Genomic DNA, 19,204 nt, shown 5'->3' with positions numbered 1-19,204 from the left:
GCTATAACTGGAGCCCAAGTTTAACAAAATAAACTCTACCCGGTGCAATTGGACGAGAACTACCTCCACTATGTGCGCCTCCGCCACCTGAAGATGAGATGTTGGTCACATCTAAAATGTTCTTGACTCCTAACCCTAAAATAACCCGGTCTTTCCAAAATTTTTTGTTTGCTGTTACATCCAAAATGTGGTAAGAATCTATGAAAGACTGTTGCAAGTTGTCATTTTCATCTATGATGATTTGTGGAACCTGCCCTGCGAATTTCCAGAAAACTGAAATATTGGATTTGTATTTTTTGAAATCATAAGATAATGATGATGTCATTTGTGGACTATAGCCGATATCCGGTTTGGTTTCCGTGTTAGCCAAACTGTTTTGTGTCCCGGTATATGAGAATCCCAAACTGGTTTTCAAATGACCTATGTTATATTGACCTTCTAAATTGAAACCAAGAGATAATGCCTCTTCAATATTGGCATAAGAATAAAGTGTGGTGTTACTCTGTGCCAGAGTGATTTTGTTTTGGATTTGGTTGTAAAATAATCCCACTTTAATCTTTAAAGTACGCCCTTTCTTTAGTTGGACAAAAGAATAATTTAAGCTGGTGTGTAAAGCCGTTTCCGCTTTTAAGTCAGTATTCCCCTGAATATTGTGATTTACATCGACAAAGTCCATATATAATTCTTTTACCGATGGAGCTCTAAATCCGCGAGCAATCGAACCACGAATGGCCATAGTAGGTTTGAGTTGGTATTTTGCATATAAAGAAGGTACTACCGGGGCTCCATATTGTGTGTTATAACTCATTCGTAATCCGGGACGAACAGTCCATTTATAGGTAGGTTGCCATTCCAGGCTAGCAAATCCTGCATAATCGCCAATACTTTGTTCTTTATCTTTGATTCGTTCTCCAAAAGCTATTTCATTGTTTAAGTCAATCCCTAATTGGTAACGCCAGTTTTTTCCTTCGGGTTTTCCTGTAAAAGTAGAGCGAAGCATCATTAATGTGGTCTTGGTTGTGTCACTAATACCTTCGGTAGGATTTGGTCTTGAATACACGCCAGTTAAATCTGTGATATATGCTTCTCTTTTTCTTTCGTACAAATTGTAAGCTGCAAGTATGTTAAGCTGGTTGATCGTATCTATACTTACATTAAGATTTACAGAATTATCTAAACGTTTAGTCAGATATAAATCGTCAAATGCACTTTCGCCATAAGGGCCTCTAGGTGTACCGCGATTGGTGATTTTTTCATCAAAACCATTGATGTTGTATAACACCGTACCGTGTTTTAATTTTTTTCCCAGTTTGAATCCCGCTAAATATTGAGTTCTGGGTTTCCACAATTGCACTCTTGATGAGTCAGCAACGAGAGCAGGGTTTTTCCAGTTAGGGTCTTCTACATTCCAACCATCAAAGAAGTTTCTGGTGAAATTTCCTGCCCCGAAAAAAGTTCCTTTTTTAAATCCGACCCTTCCATCAATGTTATGTGTACCGATATTCTCTCCATAATATCGGGCATTAACAGAAAGTGGTTTTTGTTGATCTTTTTTGGTAATTAAGTTGATGGTTCCAGCCAGTGCATTACTACCGTATGATACGGAAAGAGGTCCTTCTACGACTTCAATTCTTTCAATGTCGTTGAGATTGATTTGACTGAGGTCTATATTTCCGTTAAGACGCCCAATCATTGGAACACCGTCAACAAGAATCTTTACATTTTCACCAGATAAACCTTGAATGCTGATGCTACTTCCCAAAACATTGTCTTTGGAAATATTCATGTTTAACTCACGCGCTAAAACCTGATCCAAAGAAACCGCATTTAAGGCATCTATCTTTTCTCTACTGATTAATGTGATTTTGTGAAGTGCTTTTTCAGGGCTGGAAGCAGAGAATTGGCCAGTCACCACCACCTGATCCAAATGTTGAATATTTTCAGATAGTTTCACCTTCACCGAAGTTCCTTTTTGAATGGTATCATTATATGTTTTGAAACCAATGTAGGTAATATGTAGTGCAATTTGTTGGTTGAAGTTTTCAGATGCAGGTAGTGTGGCAACACCATCATGATCTGTTAAAACAATTTCGGACCTGGAGGTTTTGATATCGGTAAACTGCACGTGAGCATATGGAATGGTAGATCCCATAGACTTATCAATCACAGTTACTTTAGTATCCTGAGCGTTAACATATAGAACCGAAAAAGTCATTCCTAATAGCAGAATGACTCTCTGAATATGATATTTAACCGTTGAATACATATGGTCCGAAAATAAAAAAGCAAAGATGAATCCTACGATTCACCTTTGCTAAATTGGAGTACTGGTTTATTGTATTACAAGTTGTTTTACTACGTTGCCAGAACCAACTCTAACAATGTAAATTCCTTTTTGCCAGTTGTGAACTGGAATGTTAATGTTTGTTTGAGAAACGATATCCACTTTACGAGACCAAACCAATTGTCCGGTAAGAGAATAAATGTTTACATCGATATCGTTTATTACTTGCTCACTTTCAATGTTAAGTGTTACATTTTCTGTAGCTGGATTTGGGAATAATTTCACCTCGTTAAACCCGTTAGTAATGTCTTCAACACTTACACCGTTTACTCTTTTCTTGTTGAATACAAATTTTCCAACCGTGTAATCAAAAGCAGTCATAGTGATTTGCCATACATTGTTGTTGGTATCTGCAACGAAGTAAGTCAAACTATCTTCGATGTCATAAGAGAAAGTATTCATATTAAATGATTTCCAATCCCATCCGATTGTTCCAACTTCACTAACAAAATTTTGAGTGTTCCAATCAACAGTATTGATGTCGACACCTCTGGCTTCGGCAGAAGTTCTGTTTTTATTGGTTTGAATTCCGGTTACGTTGTAATAACCACCTTGTGGTTGTGCCGCTCCATATTTGCTGAAAACGATATCCCAATCTGCAGCCATTGGCTCTAAATCAAGAACAGTATTATTGTCAATAGAATAGTAAGCGAAGTTTTTGCCTGTATAATCTGTTTTTTTAATAGTTCCGGTCATTTCGTTGTTACCATCAAGGTCTGCATAAGTGATTACAAATGAACCAGTCATTGCATACATGCCATCGATACGTAATTTTTTGAAATCACCACCTTTAGTTTGTATGATATAAATACTATCTCCTAATACATCGTGAGTTGTTGAATTATACACGCCCCAACCGTAATCAGGGTGAGAACCTGCAGTAGTAAAAGCGGTGTTACTCCAGTCATTTTCATCATTATGTCTTGGAGTCCAGTTTTGAAGTCCGGTAGTGTCAATGTTGTTCCATGCAGCGGTATCCCCGTTAGGATATAAGTATAATTTTACTGCGTGACCTTCGTTAGTTCTAATGTCAATATTGAAACCTCCAATTCCAAATGCAAGATCCCAATCTGATGTAGATTTCTTTACAAGTCCATTGCTAAAACTATAGAAAGCCTGGTGAGTGTAACCCGCATCGATTGATACAGAATCAGCTTGAGAAAAACCTAAAGCTGGTAAACAGATAACAATAAAAAGTAAAAGTTTTTTCATGATGTTTTTTAGTAATTGCCCTTATTAAAATTTGTGACTGCAAAGTAACAGCAAAGGGAAAAGTTAGATTGTCATGTTTAAGTCATAAGGCTCTACCTAAAAGTAGTGAATTTGCTAATTGATAGGGGCTTGAGAGGAATTAACATTAGGGAAAAGAGGTGATTAGCTGATCTGATAATTATGCGTGTTTCAATTCATCATGATTATTAGTTTTGTATCCCTTAAATAAAAGTAGAGGATTTGAAGGTATATCACGGAATAGAAAAGTTTGAACCACCCAAATATGCGGTGGTGACTACTGGGACTTTTGATGGCGTACATTGTGGGCATGAAGAGATATTAAATAGGATAAAGACGTTGGCGAAAAAGCATGATGGAGAGACGGTAGTTGTGACTTTTGATCCACATCCACGTACAGTGATTCATCCGGATATAGACATTAAGTTGTTGCATACTATTGATGAGAAAATCGATCGCCTGGAAAAAGCAGGGATTGATCATTTTGTCATCATTCCTTTTACCAAAGAGTTTTCACGAACCAGTTCGCTTTCTTTTGTCCGTGATATCTTGATTAAAGAGTTGCAAACTAAACTTTTGGTGATTGGTTATGATCATCAATTTGGGAGGAATAGAGAAGGTTCAATTACGGATTTAGAAGAGTTTTCAAAAGTTTACGACTTCGAGATTGAACAAATTGAAGCACGTACATTTGAGAATATTAACATCAGTAGTACCAAGATTCGCAAAGCACTAGAAGAAGGGGATATTGAAACCGCAAATGTCTTTCTGGGATATGATTTTATGATTTCGGGAAAGGTAGCACATGGACGTAAAAAAGGATCTTCGATAGGGTTCCCAACCGCAAATATCGAAATTGAAAGTGCGTATAAAATAATTCCTGCAACCGGAGTGTATGCTGTGGAAGTGTTGATTGGAGATGAGATGTATGGTGGGATGCTTAATATTGGCTACAACCCTACCGTAAGTGATGAACGTAGTAGGAGTATAGAAGTGCATATCTTCAATTTTAATCGTACTATTTATGGAGAACCCATTCAGGTGAACTTTAAAAAAAGAACCCGAAGCGAAAAGAAGTTTGCGAACATTGAAGCTTTAGGAGTTCAATTGCAAAAAGATCAAACCGAAGTATTACAAATCCTGGGAATATGAAATGGTTTTTGACCATTTGGGCTTTAAGTTTTTCGTTGATCTTGTCAGCACAGCAGGATAGTGTATATACTGATCTGGATAAAGCTATTCAAGCCGGAGATAGTGTGAAGGTCTTGATTTTAAAGAAACAAAAACTTACGGAGTTTCCGATGGAGGTTTGTAACCTCAAAAATCTTCAGGAACTCAATTTAAGTAAGAATAAGATTACTGAAATCCCAGCAGAAATTTCTAAACTAACGGAATTAAAAGAACTGAATCTGAGCCGAAATAAGATTGATTCTATTCCCGGAGAATTGGGACAATTAATAAATCTTAGAGTATTGGAATTACATCATAATTCGTTTCGATACTTGCCAGGATCCATTGGGAACTTAAAACGTTTGGAATATTTAGATGTAGATTATACCAATTTGAAAGATGTTCCGGATGAATTAGCCTATTGTAGAAATCTTAGTTTTTTGAATATTAGACATTCATATGTGGAGCCTGAAACAGCAGATAAAATCAGAAAAATGCTGCCGCATGATTGTATCAAATTATTCCCTTTAACTTGTAATTGCAATTAAGATGAAAGTATCTATAGATATCAGCATGTATCCTTTAAATCCGGATTATAAGCCTCCAATTCTCGATTTTATCGAGAGATTGAAATCCAATACAAATGTGACGATTCATGAAAACAATATGAGTACACAGGTATTTGGAGAATACAAAGAAGTGATGCAGATTGTTCAGGACGAAATTGAACGTACGTCTAAAGAAGATTCTAAAGTTGTTTTTGCAATGAAGTTGATCCCAATGGATTTGAGTTAGGATTAACGAATCACTTTCATAGAGATTGGAATCTCTGTCAACGGCCACTCTCTGTTGTCCACTTTTACCTTGTTCAGTTCTTGTGCAACTTCAATTCCACTGATCACTTCGCCAATTACCGTATGCTGTTGATCTAAGAATGGGGTACCTCCGATTTTCTTATAGATCGTCTTTTGTTCATCCGAATAAGAAGTGCCAAACTCTCTTTCGTGGGCACGAATTTCTGTGGCATTATATGGACGCCCTAAAGTGATATAGAATTCAAAAGGGGATGACCTTTTGGTTGGGTTTTTATCATAACGTCTGGCCATAGCTACTGCACCATATTTATGGATGTTTTGCGTGTTGAATTCTGCAGGAAGTGTATACCCCCCAATTTCCGCACGCATTTCCTGACATTCCCATTCGTCAGAATTTCCAGCTTGATCCACAAAATCTTTAGAGACTCTATAAAATTGAGTGAGATCAAAATAACCTCTTTTTGTCAGGTAGATCATGTTGGCACGGTGTAGTGGCGTGTTGTTGTAAAGTTTGATATCGATATCCCCATATGGACAAGTCAGTCGAATTACGGTTTCTTTATTTTCTTTCCCGTATCGAGTTAAAAATTGAACCACATTCTGATTGGTAATGCGTGGATATTCTTTTTTGATCGGTTGAGGTTTTACTTTCTCTTTAACCGGAGTTTCCTTTTTCTTTTCAATTTTAGGTTGAGATGGTGCTACTGTCTCAGTTTTAGGTTCTGAAGAGCAGGCGAATAGCCCCATAAACAGTATGGCGAAAAGAAAATATTTATACATTATACTGTTTTAGGTAGAAGTGTAAACGATTTTCTATGATGTGGAGTAGCGCCATGAATGGCAATTTGTTGACGATGCTTTTGAGTTGGATACCCCTTGTTTTTATCCCAATCGTAAACCGGATATTCTTTATGAAGTTCGAGCATGATGTCGTCACGATAGGTTTTAGCCAGCACCGAAGCGGCAGCGATGCTCATAAATCTGGAGTCTCCTTTTACCATACATGAAAAAGGAATGTCTAAATCAGATTTAAATCGGTTTCCATCAATTAATAAATGTTCCGGAACCTGATTCAGTTTTTTTACCGCTTGAGTCATGGCTAGAAAAGAAGCATTCAAAATATTGATTTCATCAATTTTAGTATTTGAAACAATTCCAACCGCCCATGCAATAGCTTCGCGCTCAATGATGGGGCGTAATTCGTAGCGTTTCTTTTCGCTTAGTTTTTTGGAGTCGTTCAGAACATCATTGGCAAAATTGGGAGGGAGGATTACCGCAGCGGCTACCACAGGTCCTGACAAACACCCACGCCCAGCTTCATCACATCCGGCTTCTAAAATATTTTCCTGAGAGAAAGGCTTAAGACTCATAAACACATTTTTCAATCGAATTCCATAATGCCTGAGCTGTTTTATCCCAACTGAATTTTTCTCTTTGCACTTTGCCAGCTTCGATCAATTCTCCAACAAGTTTTTGGTCGAATGCTATTTTTTCCATTCCCTCACGAATAGAGGCAGAGTCAAAAGGGCTCACGTATACACCTGCTTTTCCGGCAACTTCTGGCATAGATGTTACATTTGAAGTAATTACCGGAACATTACAATTCATAGATTCTACAATTGGAATTCCAAATCCTTCAAAGAAGGAAACATAGACTAATGCCAACGCAGATGCCAGCGCTTCACTTAATTCTTTTTGTTCTAATCTACCTGAAAAAATAACATCATCCTGAAATTGCATTTCATCGAAAGCTGTTCGAATGGCTTTGGTCCACCATCTTTTTTCTCCTACGATTAACAATTTGATATCCGTATCATGTGCTTTTTTGAAAAGATCAAAAGCCTTGAATAACTGAGTGAGGTTTTTTCGGGGTTGGATAGATCCGATAAAAATGAAGTATGGCGCCCCTTGCGTATGTTGATCTCTGGTTTGTTTTTTTACTTCTTCAGAAACAGGTTTGTACACATCGCTCACACCATTATAGACCACATCAATTTTTTCAGGTTCTGCCTCATAATGTCTGATCAGGTCTTCCTTACTAAATTGAGATACTGTAGCAATTCTTTTAGCTTTATCAGAGAACTTCGGAAAAAAGAAACGGTAGTACTTTCTGGCAAACCATGGCAGATGCCTTGGGTAATATTCAAAGTTGATGTCGTGTATGACCGCAAGTTGTTTTTTCTCTGAATTTAAACTTAAGTACCCATCCGGAGATAGAAATAAGTCTACATTATTTTTCCTTAAAATCGGGGGAATCAGCCATTCAAACCAGATATAATATAAAATCGGATGTCTGGCCTGAAGCGGTACGATGATGGGGGTTACATTATCAGAAAAAATAAACTCTTCGCTATACTGACGATCAAACAAGAATAAGAACTCATGTTCAGGATGTGATTCAGTGATGCGTTTTAGAGTTTCATATGTAAACCATCCGATACCTTCTAGTTTACCCGGTAGTAATAACCTTGTATTGACTGCAATTTTCAATCTGAATGAGTTTCTGAAATAACGAGACGAAAGTAACATTTTCAATGGGGATAATTGCAAAAAATATTGTCAATGGCCAAAAGCGATAGATGTCATTTGAATTGCAGAACAATAAATTTAATGGGAGCCCAGCCTAAAACTTATTACTTTTACGGCCACTATAATAAGGGTGAGATGTTAAAGCTTGACCCAAAACCAATAATGTGCAAAAGAAGTTCATTACCAATTTAGGATTTCTCTTATTTCTGAATCTACTGATTAAGCCTTTTTGGGTTTTAGGGATTGGTATTGGGGTCCAGAATGCAGTTGGAATTGAATCGTATGGGATTTATTTTACCATGCTGAACTTCTCTTTTTTGTTCCATATTTTCCTGGATTTCGGTATTAATAATTTCCAAAACCGGAATATTTCCCAGAATCCAAAAGCAGCCGGACAGTTGTTGTCTACCTTGTCGGTAGTCAAACTGGGATTTGGATTGTTGTTCGTGATTTTGGTAATGACTATCGGGAAGTATGTCAAAAATTATCCCGATCATTATCTCTACCTTCTTCTGCTCATTGGAGTAAATCAAGTGTTACTTTCAATCGTGTTGTTTCTGAGAGCCAATTTAGCCGGACTTCAATTCTTTAAAGTGGATAGTATCATTTCGGTACTGGATAGACTCCTGATGATTGCAATTTGTGGCGTGCTGTTATGGACCGATTTGATAAAAGTTCCTTTTAGAATTGAGTGGTTTGCGTATGCTCAGGGCGCTGCGTATATGTCAACAATAGTAGTGGCTTTGGCCATTTTATTGTTTGAAGCAAAAGTCAAAATTGAAAAGCCACAGTTTGATGTCTTGCCTAAAATCGTAAAGGATAGTTTCCCTTACGCGATGTTGACCTTGATCATGACGATTTATTATAGAATAGATGTCATCATGATTGAAAGTATTTTACCAGATGGCGCAAAAGAGGCTGGGATTTATGCACAAGGATATCGTTTACCTGAGATGGCAAGTATGTTTGCATTATTATTCGCCACATTATTGTTACCCATGTTCTCAAAAATGCTGGCGCAAAAAGAAAAGATTGAGAATCTGATGTCGCTTTCATTTAGGTTATTGGTTACCCCGGCAATTATTGGAGCAATAGTCATTTCTTTCTTCAGTATTGATGTGGTTAGAATTTTGTTTGATGCTGAGTTTGAAAAATCAGCAGAGATTCAAACTATCCTGATGTATACATTTATTCCATTGGCTTCTACCTATGTTTTTGGAACACTGCTCACAGCAAATGGAGATATGAAGGTGCTCAATGTGATCTCATTTATAGGGTTGATAATCAACGTGGGGTTAAATTATGGTTTGATCCCAAGTATTGGAATTAAAGGAGCTGCAATGGCCACTTTAGTTACTCAAATTGTTGTGGTCGGACTTCAGTTATTATACATCAAAAAAGCGTTTGTAGTAAAACCCAGATGGCAACTGATTGCGAGTCTTATTTTGTTCTCTGGAGGGCTATATGCCATGGCTGAAATCATTTGTTTGTTTGACATTGATCATAAATTAATGATGGCGATACTCCTGATCTTCTCTGTGGGTTGGGCTTTTGTCACCCGATTAATTAACTTAAAAGGGATTTATAATATTTTAAAATTTGGTGATAAATAGCGCGTGTCTCAATAATAATAAAGGATACGGGAGTTCGCTCGTCTCCAATGTTATGAGATTATAAATCGTGTGTAACTTAAGTATTAAAATATTTCCAAATAAATCAAACTTTCATTTCTTTTACCCCGAAATTGAATCTAAATTTGCCAATAAATCAACGAGCCAAGAAATGGACAATTATTCCTACGTAGGGAACGGAGATGTGAACGCCATAAACGAGGTTTATGAGCAATACAAAGCGAATCCTGAGAATGTAGATGCAACTTGGAAAGAATTTTTTCAGGGATTCGAATTTGCGTTAGAGCAATATGATGGCGGGGAAATACCAGCCAATGTAGAAAAAGAGTTTAAGGTTTATCAACTCATTGATGGCTACAGAACAAGAGGACACCTGTTTACAAAGACAAACCCTGTTCGTACCAGAAGAGCGTACACCGACACGATTTCAATTGAATATTACGGACTACAAGAAAGTGATTTAAATACTGTTTTCCATGCAGGAAAAACATTAGGTATCGGATCAACTACGCTTAAGGAAATTATTGCGTTCTTAGAGCAAACGTACTGTAAGTCAATTGGAGTAGAGTATGTTTACAACCGTAAGCCAGAGCAATTAGACTGGATTGTGAAGCGGGTAGAGAAAAACAGAAATACACCTGATTATTCTAAAGATCAAAAACTTCGAATTTACGGTAAGCTAAATGATGCCGTAGAATTTGAAAGTTTTCTACATAAGAAATTCGTAGGGCAAAAGAGGTTTTCATTAGAAGGTGGCGAAGCATTAATTCCTGCTTTGTATGCTTTGATGGAAAATGGTTCTGATCTTGGTGTGAAAGAGTTGATTATTGGAATGGCACATCGTGGTCGTTTGAATGTTTTAGCAAATATCTTTAAAAAGCCTTTAGAAAGAATTTTTACGGAGTTTGCGGGGTTAGATTATGATGATGAATTGTTTGACGGTGATGTAAAATATCACCTGGGATCAACCAGATTGGTGAAAACCAATAAAGGAAAAGAGTTGAAATTGACTTTAGCTCCGAATCCATCTCACCTGGAGGCTGTAGGTCCGGTGGTAGAAGGAATTACCAGAGCAAAGATCGATAACGAATTAGAAAGTTCAGATGAAGCGTTGCCAATAGTGATTCATGGAGATGCATCTATTTCAGGTCAGGGAGTAGTGTACGAAGTGGTTCAAATGGCACAATTGAATGGATATAAAACAGGGGGTACAATTCATATTGTAATCAATAATCAAGTCGGATTTACTACGAATTATATCGATGGACGTTCCAGTACATACTGTACCGATGTAGGTAAAGTTTCTTTATCTCCGGTTTTCCATGTAAATGGTGACGATGTAGAGTCTGTTGTACATGTGATGGAAATCGCAATGGATTTCAGACAACGTTATAAAAAAGACGTTTTTATTGATTTATTAGGCTATCGTAAGTTTGGTCATAACGAAGGTGATGAGCCAAGATTTACACAGCCAATTTTATACAAAGCAATTGCGAAGCATAAGAACCCAAAAGATATTTATGCTGCGAAATTGATTCAGGAAGGAATCCTTTCCGCTTCTTATGCGAAAGAAACTAAGGAAGCTTTTGAAAAGGAATTAAATAAAGGTTTAGAAGTAGCGAAGACTGAAGAGCATGCAGATATTCAAGACTTCATGAAAGAAACCTGGAAAGATTTATCTGTTCCTGTGATTGGTGATGTATTGAAACCGGTGGAAACAGCAATTTCTGAAGATCAGGTGAGAACACTTGGGGTGGCATTGAACGATTTGCCTAAAGACAAAAAGTTCTTTAGAAAAATTCAAAAATTATTTGATGCACGTAAAGAAATGTTGAATACGGATAAACTGGATTGGGCCATGGGAGAACTTTTGGCTTATGCGAGTTTATTGACTGAAGGACATGATGTAAGAATCAGTGGACAGGATGTGGAAAGAGGGACTTTCTCGCATAGACATGCTACTGTAATGGTAGAAGACAGCGAAGAAAAGTATGTGCCTTTAAGAAATCTGCAAGAGAAACAAGGAAGTTTTAGCATTTACAATTCATTCTTATCTGAATACGCGGTATTAGGATTTGATTATGGATATGCTTCGGCATCTCCAAATTCATTGGTGATTTGGGAGGCACAGTTTGGTGATTTTGCCAATGGAGCACAAATCATTTTTGACCAGTTCTTATCTGCTGCAGAAGACAAGTGGAAGACCATGAATGGTATGGTGATATTATTGCCTCATGGATATGAAGGACAGGGAGCAGAGCACTCTAGTGCTCGTATGGAGCGTTTCCTACAATTGGCAGCTGAGGATAATTTTGTAGTGGCAAATTGTACAAGCCCTGCAAATTACTTCCATTTATTAAGAAGACAGTTAAAACGTGATTTCCGTAAGCCATTGGTTGTGTTTACACCAAAATCGCTTTTAAGACATCCACAATGTGTCTCTAAAGTTTCGGACTTTGCCAATGGAGCATTTGAAGAAATTATTGATGATACGGTAGATGCTGCAAATGTGAAACGTGTGGTATTCTTAAACGGTAAGATCTATTACGATTTAATTGCAAAGCGTGAAGAGTTGAAGCGAGATGATGTAGCGATCGTTAGATTAGAGCAATTGTATCCATTGAATATGGAGAAAATAGAAGCGATTGTGGAGAAATATAAAGGTGCTGAATTATTCTGGGTACAGGAAGAGCCAGAAAATATGGGTGCCTGGGGATATATCTTACGTAAGATGCGTAAGTTCAATTTAGATGTAATTTCGCGTAGATCAAGTGGAAGTCCTGCATCAGGATCTTCAAAAGCATTTGAGTATCGTCAAAATAAAATTATTGATCAAGTTTTTAAATAGATTATGAGTTTGGAAATGAAAATCCCGAGTCCGGGAGAATCGATAACGGAAGTAGAAATCGCACAATGGCTTGTAGAGTCGGGCGACTATGTAGAAACGGATCAAATTATAGCTGAGATTGATTCGGATAAAGCTACATTGGAATTACCTGCTGAAGCTTCAGGGGTGATAACTTTAATTGCTGAAGAAGGTGATACTGTTGAGGTAGGGCAAGTGGTTTGTAATATTGATACAGACGCTGAAAAACCAGAAGGCTTTGAGTCTGCAGTAGCGGAAACTAAAGAAGAGGCTCCCGCACCTACAGCTGAATCTAAGCCAGCTCCAACAGCTTCTGCACCAGCAGTGGATGTAAAAGCAACACCTTTGGCCAAAGAAGTAATGAAGCAAAACGCTGTGAATCCTGCTAAGGTAAATCCATCAGGTTCTAATGGTAAAATCGTTAGAGGTGATGTAGATTTATATTTAACTGGAGGAGTAGATGCGTCTACCATTTATACACCAACCGGAGAGCGTAACGAAAGTCGTAAGAAGATGAGTATGTTACGTAGAAAACTATCTAAGCGTTTAGTTTCAGTTAAGAATGATACGGCTATGTTGACCACATTTAATGAGGTAGACATGAAGCCAATCATGGATTTACGTAAAAAATACAAACAAGCATTCGGAGAGAAACATGGTGTAGGCTTAGGGTTTATGTCATTTTTCACTAAGGCATGTGCGGAAGCGTTGAATCTATATCCATTGGTTAACTCAATGATCGATGGTGAGGAAATCATTTCTTACGATTATGCAGATATCGCAATTGCGGTTTCAGCTCCTAAAGGATTGATGGTTCCTGTGATTCGTAATGCAGAGACGATGAGCTTAGCCGAGATTGAAGCAGAAGTGAAACGTTTGGCATTGAAAGCACGTGAAGGTAAATTGAGTTTGGATGAAATGACCGGAGGAACATTTACGATCACCAATGGTGGGGTGTTTGGATCGATGTTGAGTACACCAATTATCAATCCTCCTCAAAGCGCTATTTTAGGAATGCACAATATTGTTGAGCGTCCGGTGGCCATTGACGGTAAGGTAGAAATTCGCCCGATTATGTATGTAGCATTAAGCTATGATCACAGAATTATTGATGGAAAAGATTCAGTTGGATTCTTGAAAACTGTAAAAGAAATGTTGGAAAACCCAACGAAGTTGATCTTTGGAGGAAAAGAACCGGCAGAAGTTTTATTGGGTCTATAAGAAATCCATATATGAAATTAAGAAGAGGTCTTTTGGACCTCTTTTGCCTTAATAGAAAATGGATTGTTATTTCAGATGCTCATGAATACATAATAGTAGGGATAGTTTGGATGAATTATGGGGATTGAGTATATATATAATATTCAGCATAAAATTAAACTTCTAGTTAAACGAAAGAATAATAGCTCTATTTATCAAAAAACTGGAGCTATTATTTTAATATACACTTCTTTGCATAGCACATATTAAATTCGTAATATTGTACTATTGTTAATCTTAATACCTAATTAAAATGAAATTTAATCTATTACCATTATTGACTCTATTCGTATTATCGACAATTAGTTATAATTCTTATTCACAAATTCAAGTATGGCAAAATAGTAATATTACCATGGGTTATGCAAATGCTCAACCTACTGAAAAAGTGAATATTAACGGTGATTTTTATATTCATCCTGTAAGCTCCGCATTTGGAAGTTCTAATTCTGGTTTTTACTTTAGAAATTATCATAATAATACAACTTCTACTGGAGGTACTGGTACAACTTGGTTTGACGAACCAATACTTCTCCCACAATTCAGTAAAACTGCTTGGATTGGAAATGCTAATAATGAAATTTATAGAGTTTTTGCTACTCGTTTTTATTCTCCAAACCCTACAGTATACTTTTCAGATAGAAGACTAAAAACTAACATCAAGCTTTGGGATGGAAGTGCATTATCTAAAGTAATGAAATTAAATGCATATCGATATGATATGGATGCAACGAAGTATGAAAATGTTCCAGAAGAGAAAAAAGCTGAAATAGCATTGGAATCAAGTAATCAGATTGGGTTTATTGCTCAAGAACTTCAAGATGAGTTTCCAGAAATGGTTACAAATATTCCCGGAACGGAATATCTAGGGGTAAATTATTCTATGATGATACCTGTGCTTTTGGAAGCGATAAAAGAACAACAATTACAAATAGAAGAGTTACAGAAAAAACTTGAAGAAATTCAAGCAAATACTAAATAATGTTCAGTTTAAATCATATTGCAAATACTATTAATGTAAGAAAGGTAATTTATACCCTGTTGGTATTATCATTTTTTCTATTACAAAATTGTAAATGTGATAATCCAAATGATCCTAGTTGTCCCAATTACGATCCTTGCTTATGCGTTTCTGGGAATTTTGCAGATTTTAAAATGGAAGAACGCATCATGGAATTTGACATGGGGCAATTTGTAGAAACAGAAAATACAATTGAAGGCAATACTATTTATTTTTCAATTTTAGACGAAAATGTAGATAGTGTGCACTGGACGATCGGTACTGACCCAAGAATTCGTAGAGAAAAAAAATTGGAAATCTATTTTAAAGAAGCTTTTGGAGATGTAAAAATCAGATGTATTGCTTATAAAAACTCTGTGGCTAAGTGCCTAGGTAATGAAGCTATTATTGATACTGTATATAAAACATTAAAAGTAAGAAAGTGGTGGGATGTTCCTTATTTGGGGAAATATCAAGGAGAAAGTAATTTGAATCCAAATGAAGTCTTTATAACCGATATAGATACTTTAACATATTATGCGGGTATGGGTTATAATCAAAGGCTTCCTGTAGCTTTCTTAACAAATTTTCCTAGTGGTTATCAAATGCCTGTTCCTCCGGATGGAATAAATATTCCAAATCGCCCTGTTACAAGATTCTCTTATAATGGGTTTGTTACCTCAGATGCATATGAATTAGGGACTACCGTAGCTATTTTCAATTCTAAATTAAACACTTTAAATATTGAATATGAGTTTCTCATAGATAACAAGTATCAAAGATTCACTTACTCTGGAATTGAGCAAGATTAACCTTATTAATATAAATATTATTATGAAATCCTTAAATCTAATTATAATCCTTTGCTTAGGATTGTATTCTTCTATACATGCACAACAAGTTCCTTATTGTAAGCAAAACACAGAAACAACCAATCCGGATATTACTGGAGGGTTTGATTGGCGTTTAGAATTATTAAACGATGGTGAGGTATATATTCCCACAGGACCACAGCAAGTAAATTTTGGTTCTCCTTTCTTTTACCCTCAAGGTCAACCCAACTTAAATATACCTGCAGTGCCTTTGTTGAAAGATTTTAGGCCTGAAGATGGATGGGAGGTCGTTTATTATGATTTTGGAACACCCTCAAATGCTGTAAATGATCCAGTATTTGTTCTTTACAATCGATACAAGGGAATTCTAAGAGTTTTCATGCTCTTAATCAATGATGATGCTGAAGCTAAAAAAGCTATAGTATATTTAGAGTGGGCAGAAAATTCTAACAACGTAAAAATGGGAAACGCCTATCTAAGCGGATATAAAACACCTATGGATGCTATGAATAAGTTTAACTCAACCCATTCAAATATACAATTTGCTAAACCAAATCAATATGTAGTAGATCAACACTTTTGGCTATTTGCAGATTTTCCCATTATTTATGATCCATGTATTTGTGAAAAAGAATCTTTTTTATTGTTTAGAGCTTCCCTTATCCAAGAATCAGATATTGAAATGATAATAAATCAGAATCCTATTAATAATTCTCAAGTTGTTCAGGGAGGGGTCACAAATACAGGAAGTGATTGGTTTAAAGCTACTTTTTCTGGAATACAAACTGGTAGCAAACAAACTAAAGTCATAAAAGATAGCTTTACACAAATAAAAGTATCTGAAGCTCAACAAAAACAAACGCAAACCGCTCCTTTAAAAAACTTGATCAACGCTGGCATCTTAAGTACAGCCAATAGTTGGTTAAATGGTATTTCTGGAGTAATGAATTTACTTGACTTTTTTATTGCCGGAGGTGCAGATGAGCATAAAGAGACAAATGTAGCCATGGTTCCATCTTCAAAAGCATGGGGAACGATAACTACATCAAATGATTATATAAAACAAAAAGTATTAGCTCCCGGGGCAGATGGCGCTCAAAACTTAAATCCACTATTGGTACCAAAGTATCATAACCCTTTAGGAATTATAAATCTAATGGAAGCACCAGAAGTAGAGTATATAGAATATAATATGCTCCTATCTACACCAACTGGAGCATTATTACCTAACGGACAAAACATCGTAAGTAGATTACCAAAAGTACGACAATATAAACTAAAAAAAGATATTAAATTCGCGCTTAATCCGCACTCTAATTTAGAACTGAAAAGTATAGAAGGTGCGTTTCTTTACCGTATTGGAGGGCCAAGGGATAATAAAACTAAAGTACTATCAAACGATTACGTTTCAAATATAACTATCAATGGAGCTTCGAATGTAATGCATGGTCCTATTGGACCAGCAAATACTGAACCGATTGACTTCAATAACTATGAGGAATCATTATTTGATCAAGGCATTGAAATTAATAGATGGGAAGTTGATGATGATGATTGGTTAGACTCTCTTACATTTAAAACACCATACTCTTCGTTATCCTGTATGAAAAACAACCAATTTAGGGTTTTTGTTAACAGGGCCTACGAGTGGAACAACTATCCAGAATGGGATTATGGAGGTTCAAATGATCCTGAAATCACCTTCCGTATCCGTGCTGTCCTAGAAAGAAAAGATGGAAAAGGAGAGCCTGTTATTTTTATTGCTACCTATAATGTAGAAACACCTACAAAAGTTACTTTGGAAGAAACACCTATGTGTAATTTAATATTACAAGAAGGTGGACATGTAGATTATGTGCAGGACTTGATTGGTAATAGCTATGGTGATTATAGCTATTATGTTAATGGCTTCACAACCGCATCTGATCCAAACTGGGTAAATATGTTTGACAATATAGAGAATATTCTAAACATGACGTCTCCAAATACTTATCCTCCGGGAGATTATTTTGGGCTTTATGAAGTTAATATGAATGGAAATTCTTCTCAAACATTAAATATTAATGGGATTAGTGATATTGTTTCTGGGAAACACATTAATGTTGGTAATAATGTAAAACTTAATGCTGGTGTAACTTTAAGAATTGATCCTAACGAAGTTTATCCAGGATGCTGGGAACCTAGCGAACCTGTTGGTGATGAGTATCTAGGGGATTTCTGTAAATCCTTCAATCCTTATTATTCAAAAAGAGATGTTTTTGAATTTAATAGTGAATTTGATAAATTCAATATGAATATTAAAATTTATCCTAATCCAGCAAAAGAAGTTATAAATATTACTTTCAATATCAATGATGTAGATGCTGAAGTATGGATTACTGATTTATCGGGGAAAACAATAAAACCAAAGGATACATATTTTGAAAATAGTATTAAGATTCCAATTCGATCTATTCCCTCGGGTATGTATATTGTCCATATACAGATTCAAGGTCAGATTACATCAAAGAAACTTATCATTACAAAATGATAGTCTTGGTTTACCTTAAAAATTGTTCAGATAATTAAATAAATATGAGAGGCTTTCTTTTTGGAAGCCTTTTTTATGGAATAAAATATAAAACTTCTTAAAACGTCCCGTTTTTGCATAAGCCATGTCATTATATTTGTGTTCATGAATTACAAAGCAGCAGTACCCAATTCGATAACTTTAGGAAATTTAGCATTTGGTATAATGGGAATTATTTTAACGTTCCAGGCCAATATGTTTGGCGCAGCCTTATGTATGGGAATTGCTGCCGTACTTGATTTTTTTGATGGCTTAGCCGCGCGTGCGCTTGGAGTGAGCGGAGAATTTGGAAAGCAATTGGATTCATTGGCAGATATGGTCACATTTGGGGTGTTGCCGGGTGTGATGTTATATCAGCACATTACTATTGGCTTTGGAGAGTATTTTATGCCCATTGAAGCACGTCCGATAGGTCATGTGTTATTGTCGCTTGTAGGTATACTCTATGCTTTGTTTGCTGCTTTAAGACTAGCGCAATTTAATATCGATGAAAATCAATCCGATTCTTTTATTGGAGTGCCAACACCGGCAGCGGCATTATTTGTAGCGTCATTTACCATTATATTATCAGTACAGTATAACCTAAATATGTATTATCCATTAGGTGACGAACAATTAGGAAGCTTAATGGTAATGAACTATTGGAGTCACTTCGATTTTCATTTGGTGTATAATCTGTTCTATTCGGAATGGTATATTCTGATCAGTATCTTCTTATCTATAATGATGGTAGCTCCTGTAACCATGCTCAATTTTAAATTTAAAGAAATGAGCTGGGCAGGAAACAAACACAGATATATCTTTCTAATTGTTGTAGGGTTATTGATAATTACGGTCTTTCTGCCTTATTGGTTTTCAATTCCGGGTTTTCCTTATTTAGATTATACAGTTATTCCGATCATTGTATTGTTTTATATGATTTACAGTTTGGTCATTCATTTTTTAGTAAAGAAATAG

General features: G+C 36.2%; 15 protein-coding genes. 10 read left to right on the top strand and 5 right to left on the bottom strand.

Annotation, left to right across the window (positions count from 1 at the left end; translation table 11 throughout):
- Position 1 precedes the first annotated feature (1 nt).
- Together KFE94_04985 and KFE94_04980 are read right to left on the bottom strand one after the other, a co-directional pair.
- Positions 2-2,266, bottom strand: coding sequence for a TonB-dependent receptor (locus tag KFE94_04985; GenBank protein ID UTW67469.1), 2,265 nt, complete (start codon positions 2,264-2,266; stop codon positions 2-4).
- Positions 2,267-2,332: 66 nt separating this feature from the next.
- On the bottom strand, positions 2,333-3,556 hold the full coding sequence (locus KFE94_04980; protein UTW67468.1) for a T9SS type A sorting domain-containing protein: 1,224 nt from the start codon (positions 3,554-3,556) through the stop codon (positions 2,333-2,335).
- A 240-nt stretch (positions 3,557-3,796) separates the two neighbouring features.
- Between KFE94_04980 and KFE94_04975 the strand changes: the two genes are divergently transcribed.
- The 3 genes from KFE94_04975 to KFE94_04965 are packed head-to-tail and all read left to right on the top strand — an operon-like array spanning position 3,797 to position 5,539.
- Complete coding sequence (locus KFE94_04975) at positions 3,797-4,726, top strand: bifunctional riboflavin kinase/FAD synthetase (GenBank protein UTW67467.1); 930 nt, start codon at positions 3,797-3,799, stop codon at positions 4,724-4,726.
- Positions 4,723-5,292 (top strand): leucine-rich repeat domain-containing protein, encoded by a 570-nt coding sequence (locus tag KFE94_04970; protein UTW67466.1) that lies wholly within the window; start codon positions 4,723-4,725, stop codon positions 5,290-5,292. The genes KFE94_04975 and KFE94_04970 overlap by 4 nt, the downstream gene beginning before the upstream one ends.
- 1 nt (position 5,293) lies before the next feature.
- The gene (locus KFE94_04965) at positions 5,294-5,539 is read left to right on the top strand and encodes a hypothetical protein (GenBank protein ID UTW67465.1); all 246 of its coding nucleotides are present in this window, start codon (positions 5,294-5,296) and stop codon (positions 5,537-5,539) included.
- Between the two features lie 2 nt (positions 5,540-5,541).
- On the opposite strand, the gene KFE94_04960 is transcribed toward KFE94_04965, so the two are convergent.
- From KFE94_04960 to KFE94_04950, 3 genes are read right to left on the bottom strand one after another with little or no spacing between them, the layout of a single operon-like run.
- Positions 5,542-6,339 carry a peptidylprolyl isomerase gene (locus KFE94_04960; GenBank protein UTW67464.1) on the bottom strand — a complete coding sequence of 266 codons (798 nt, stop codon included), beginning with the start codon at positions 6,337-6,339 and terminating at the stop codon, positions 5,542-5,544.
- Positions 6,339-6,929: a ribonuclease HII gene (locus KFE94_04955; protein UTW67463.1), complete on the bottom strand. Its 591-nt coding sequence runs from the start codon at positions 6,927-6,929 to the stop codon at positions 6,339-6,341. The genes KFE94_04960 and KFE94_04955 overlap by 1 nt, the downstream gene beginning before the upstream one ends.
- A complete protein-coding gene (locus KFE94_04950) occupies positions 6,919-8,049 on the bottom strand; it encodes a glycosyltransferase family 4 protein (GenBank protein ID UTW68214.1) in 1,131 nt (376 codons plus the stop codon). The genes KFE94_04955 and KFE94_04950 overlap by 11 nt, the downstream gene beginning before the upstream one ends.
- 203 nt (positions 8,050-8,252) lie before the next feature.
- On the opposite strand from KFE94_04950, the gene KFE94_04945 reads away from it, so the two are divergent.
- The 7 genes from KFE94_04945 (at position 8,253) to KFE94_04915 (ending at position 19,204) form a co-directional block, all read left to right on the top strand.
- The gene (locus KFE94_04945; GenBank protein ID UTW67462.1) at positions 8,253-9,701 is read left to right on the top strand and encodes an oligosaccharide flippase family protein; all 1,449 of its coding nucleotides are present in this window, start codon (positions 8,253-8,255) and stop codon (positions 9,699-9,701) included.
- A 169-nt stretch (positions 9,702-9,870) separates the two neighbouring features.
- Positions 9,871-12,567 carry a 2-oxoglutarate dehydrogenase E1 component gene (locus tag KFE94_04940; protein UTW67461.1) on the top strand — a complete coding sequence of 899 codons (2,697 nt, stop codon included), beginning with the start codon at positions 9,871-9,873 and terminating at the stop codon, positions 12,565-12,567.
- 3 nt (positions 12,568-12,570) lie between these two features.
- Positions 12,571-13,806, top strand: a complete 1,236-nt coding sequence (gene odhB, locus KFE94_04935; protein ID UTW67460.1) for a 2-oxoglutarate dehydrogenase complex dihydrolipoyllysine-residue succinyltransferase — start codon at positions 12,571-12,573, stop codon at positions 13,804-13,806.
- A 292-nt stretch (positions 13,807-14,098) separates the two neighbouring features.
- Positions 14,099-14,827, top strand: a complete 729-nt coding sequence (locus KFE94_04930) for a tail fiber domain-containing protein (GenBank protein UTW67459.1) — start codon at positions 14,099-14,101, stop codon at positions 14,825-14,827.
- Positions 14,827-15,657, top strand: a complete 831-nt coding sequence (locus KFE94_04925) for a hypothetical protein (protein UTW67458.1) — start codon at positions 14,827-14,829, stop codon at positions 15,655-15,657. The genes KFE94_04930 and KFE94_04925 overlap by 1 nt, the downstream gene beginning before the upstream one ends.
- A gap of 22 nt (positions 15,658-15,679) precedes the next feature.
- Entirely contained in the window at positions 15,680-18,208 is a 2,529-nt protein-coding gene (locus tag KFE94_04920) for a T9SS type A sorting domain-containing protein (protein UTW67457.1), read from the top strand.
- A 144-nt stretch (positions 18,209-18,352) separates the two neighbouring features.
- Entirely contained in the window at positions 18,353-19,204 is an 852-nt protein-coding gene (locus KFE94_04915; GenBank protein ID UTW67456.1) for a CDP-alcohol phosphatidyltransferase family protein, read from the top strand.

It is taken from the genome of bacterium SCSIO 12643, from assembly GCA_024398135.1.
Taxonomy (GTDB): domain Bacteria; phylum Bacteroidota; class Bacteroidia; order Flavobacteriales_G; family Salibacteraceae; genus CAJXZP01.
The sequence above is the reverse complement of the archived record's forward strand: the minus strand, read 5'-3'. Positions and strand labels throughout refer to the sequence as shown.

What these genes read in the sequence shown, in the direction of transcription:
- KFE94_04955 (UTW67463.1), bottom strand. Translation starts at nt 6,929, where the DNA reads ATGAGTCTTAAGCCTTTCTCTCAGGAAAATATTTTAGAAGCCGGATGT.
- KFE94_04960 (UTW67464.1), bottom strand. Translation starts at nt 6,339, where the DNA reads ATGTATAAATATTTTCTTTTCGCCATACTGTTTATGGGGCTATTCGCC.
- KFE94_04915 (UTW67456.1), top strand. Translation starts at nt 18,353, where the DNA reads ATGAATTACAAAGCAGCAGTACCCAATTCGATAACTTTAGGAAATTTA.
- KFE94_04925 (UTW67458.1), top strand. Translation starts at nt 14,827, where the DNA reads ATGTTCAGTTTAAATCATATTGCAAATACTATTAATGTAAGAAAGGTA.
- odhB (UTW67460.1), top strand. Translation starts at nt 12,571, where the DNA reads ATGAGTTTGGAAATGAAAATCCCGAGTCCGGGAGAATCGATAACGGAA.
- KFE94_04930 (UTW67459.1), top strand. Translation starts at nt 14,099, where the DNA reads ATGAAATTTAATCTATTACCATTATTGACTCTATTCGTATTATCGACA.
- KFE94_04985 (UTW67469.1), bottom strand. Translation starts at nt 2,266, where the DNA reads ATGTATTCAACGGTTAAATATCATATTCAGAGAGTCATTCTGCTATTA.
- KFE94_04980 (UTW67468.1), bottom strand. Translation starts at nt 3,556, where the DNA reads ATGAAAAAACTTTTACTTTTTATTGTTATCTGTTTACCAGCTTTAGGT.
- KFE94_04940 (UTW67461.1), top strand. Translation starts at nt 9,871, where the DNA reads ATGGACAATTATTCCTACGTAGGGAACGGAGATGTGAACGCCATAAAC.
- KFE94_04970 (UTW67466.1), top strand. Translation starts at nt 4,723, where the DNA reads ATGAAATGGTTTTTGACCATTTGGGCTTTAAGTTTTTCGTTGATCTTG.
- KFE94_04965 (UTW67465.1), top strand. Translation starts at nt 5,294, where the DNA reads ATGAAAGTATCTATAGATATCAGCATGTATCCTTTAAATCCGGATTAT.
- KFE94_04920 (UTW67457.1), top strand. Translation starts at nt 15,680, where the DNA reads ATGAAATCCTTAAATCTAATTATAATCCTTTGCTTAGGATTGTATTCT.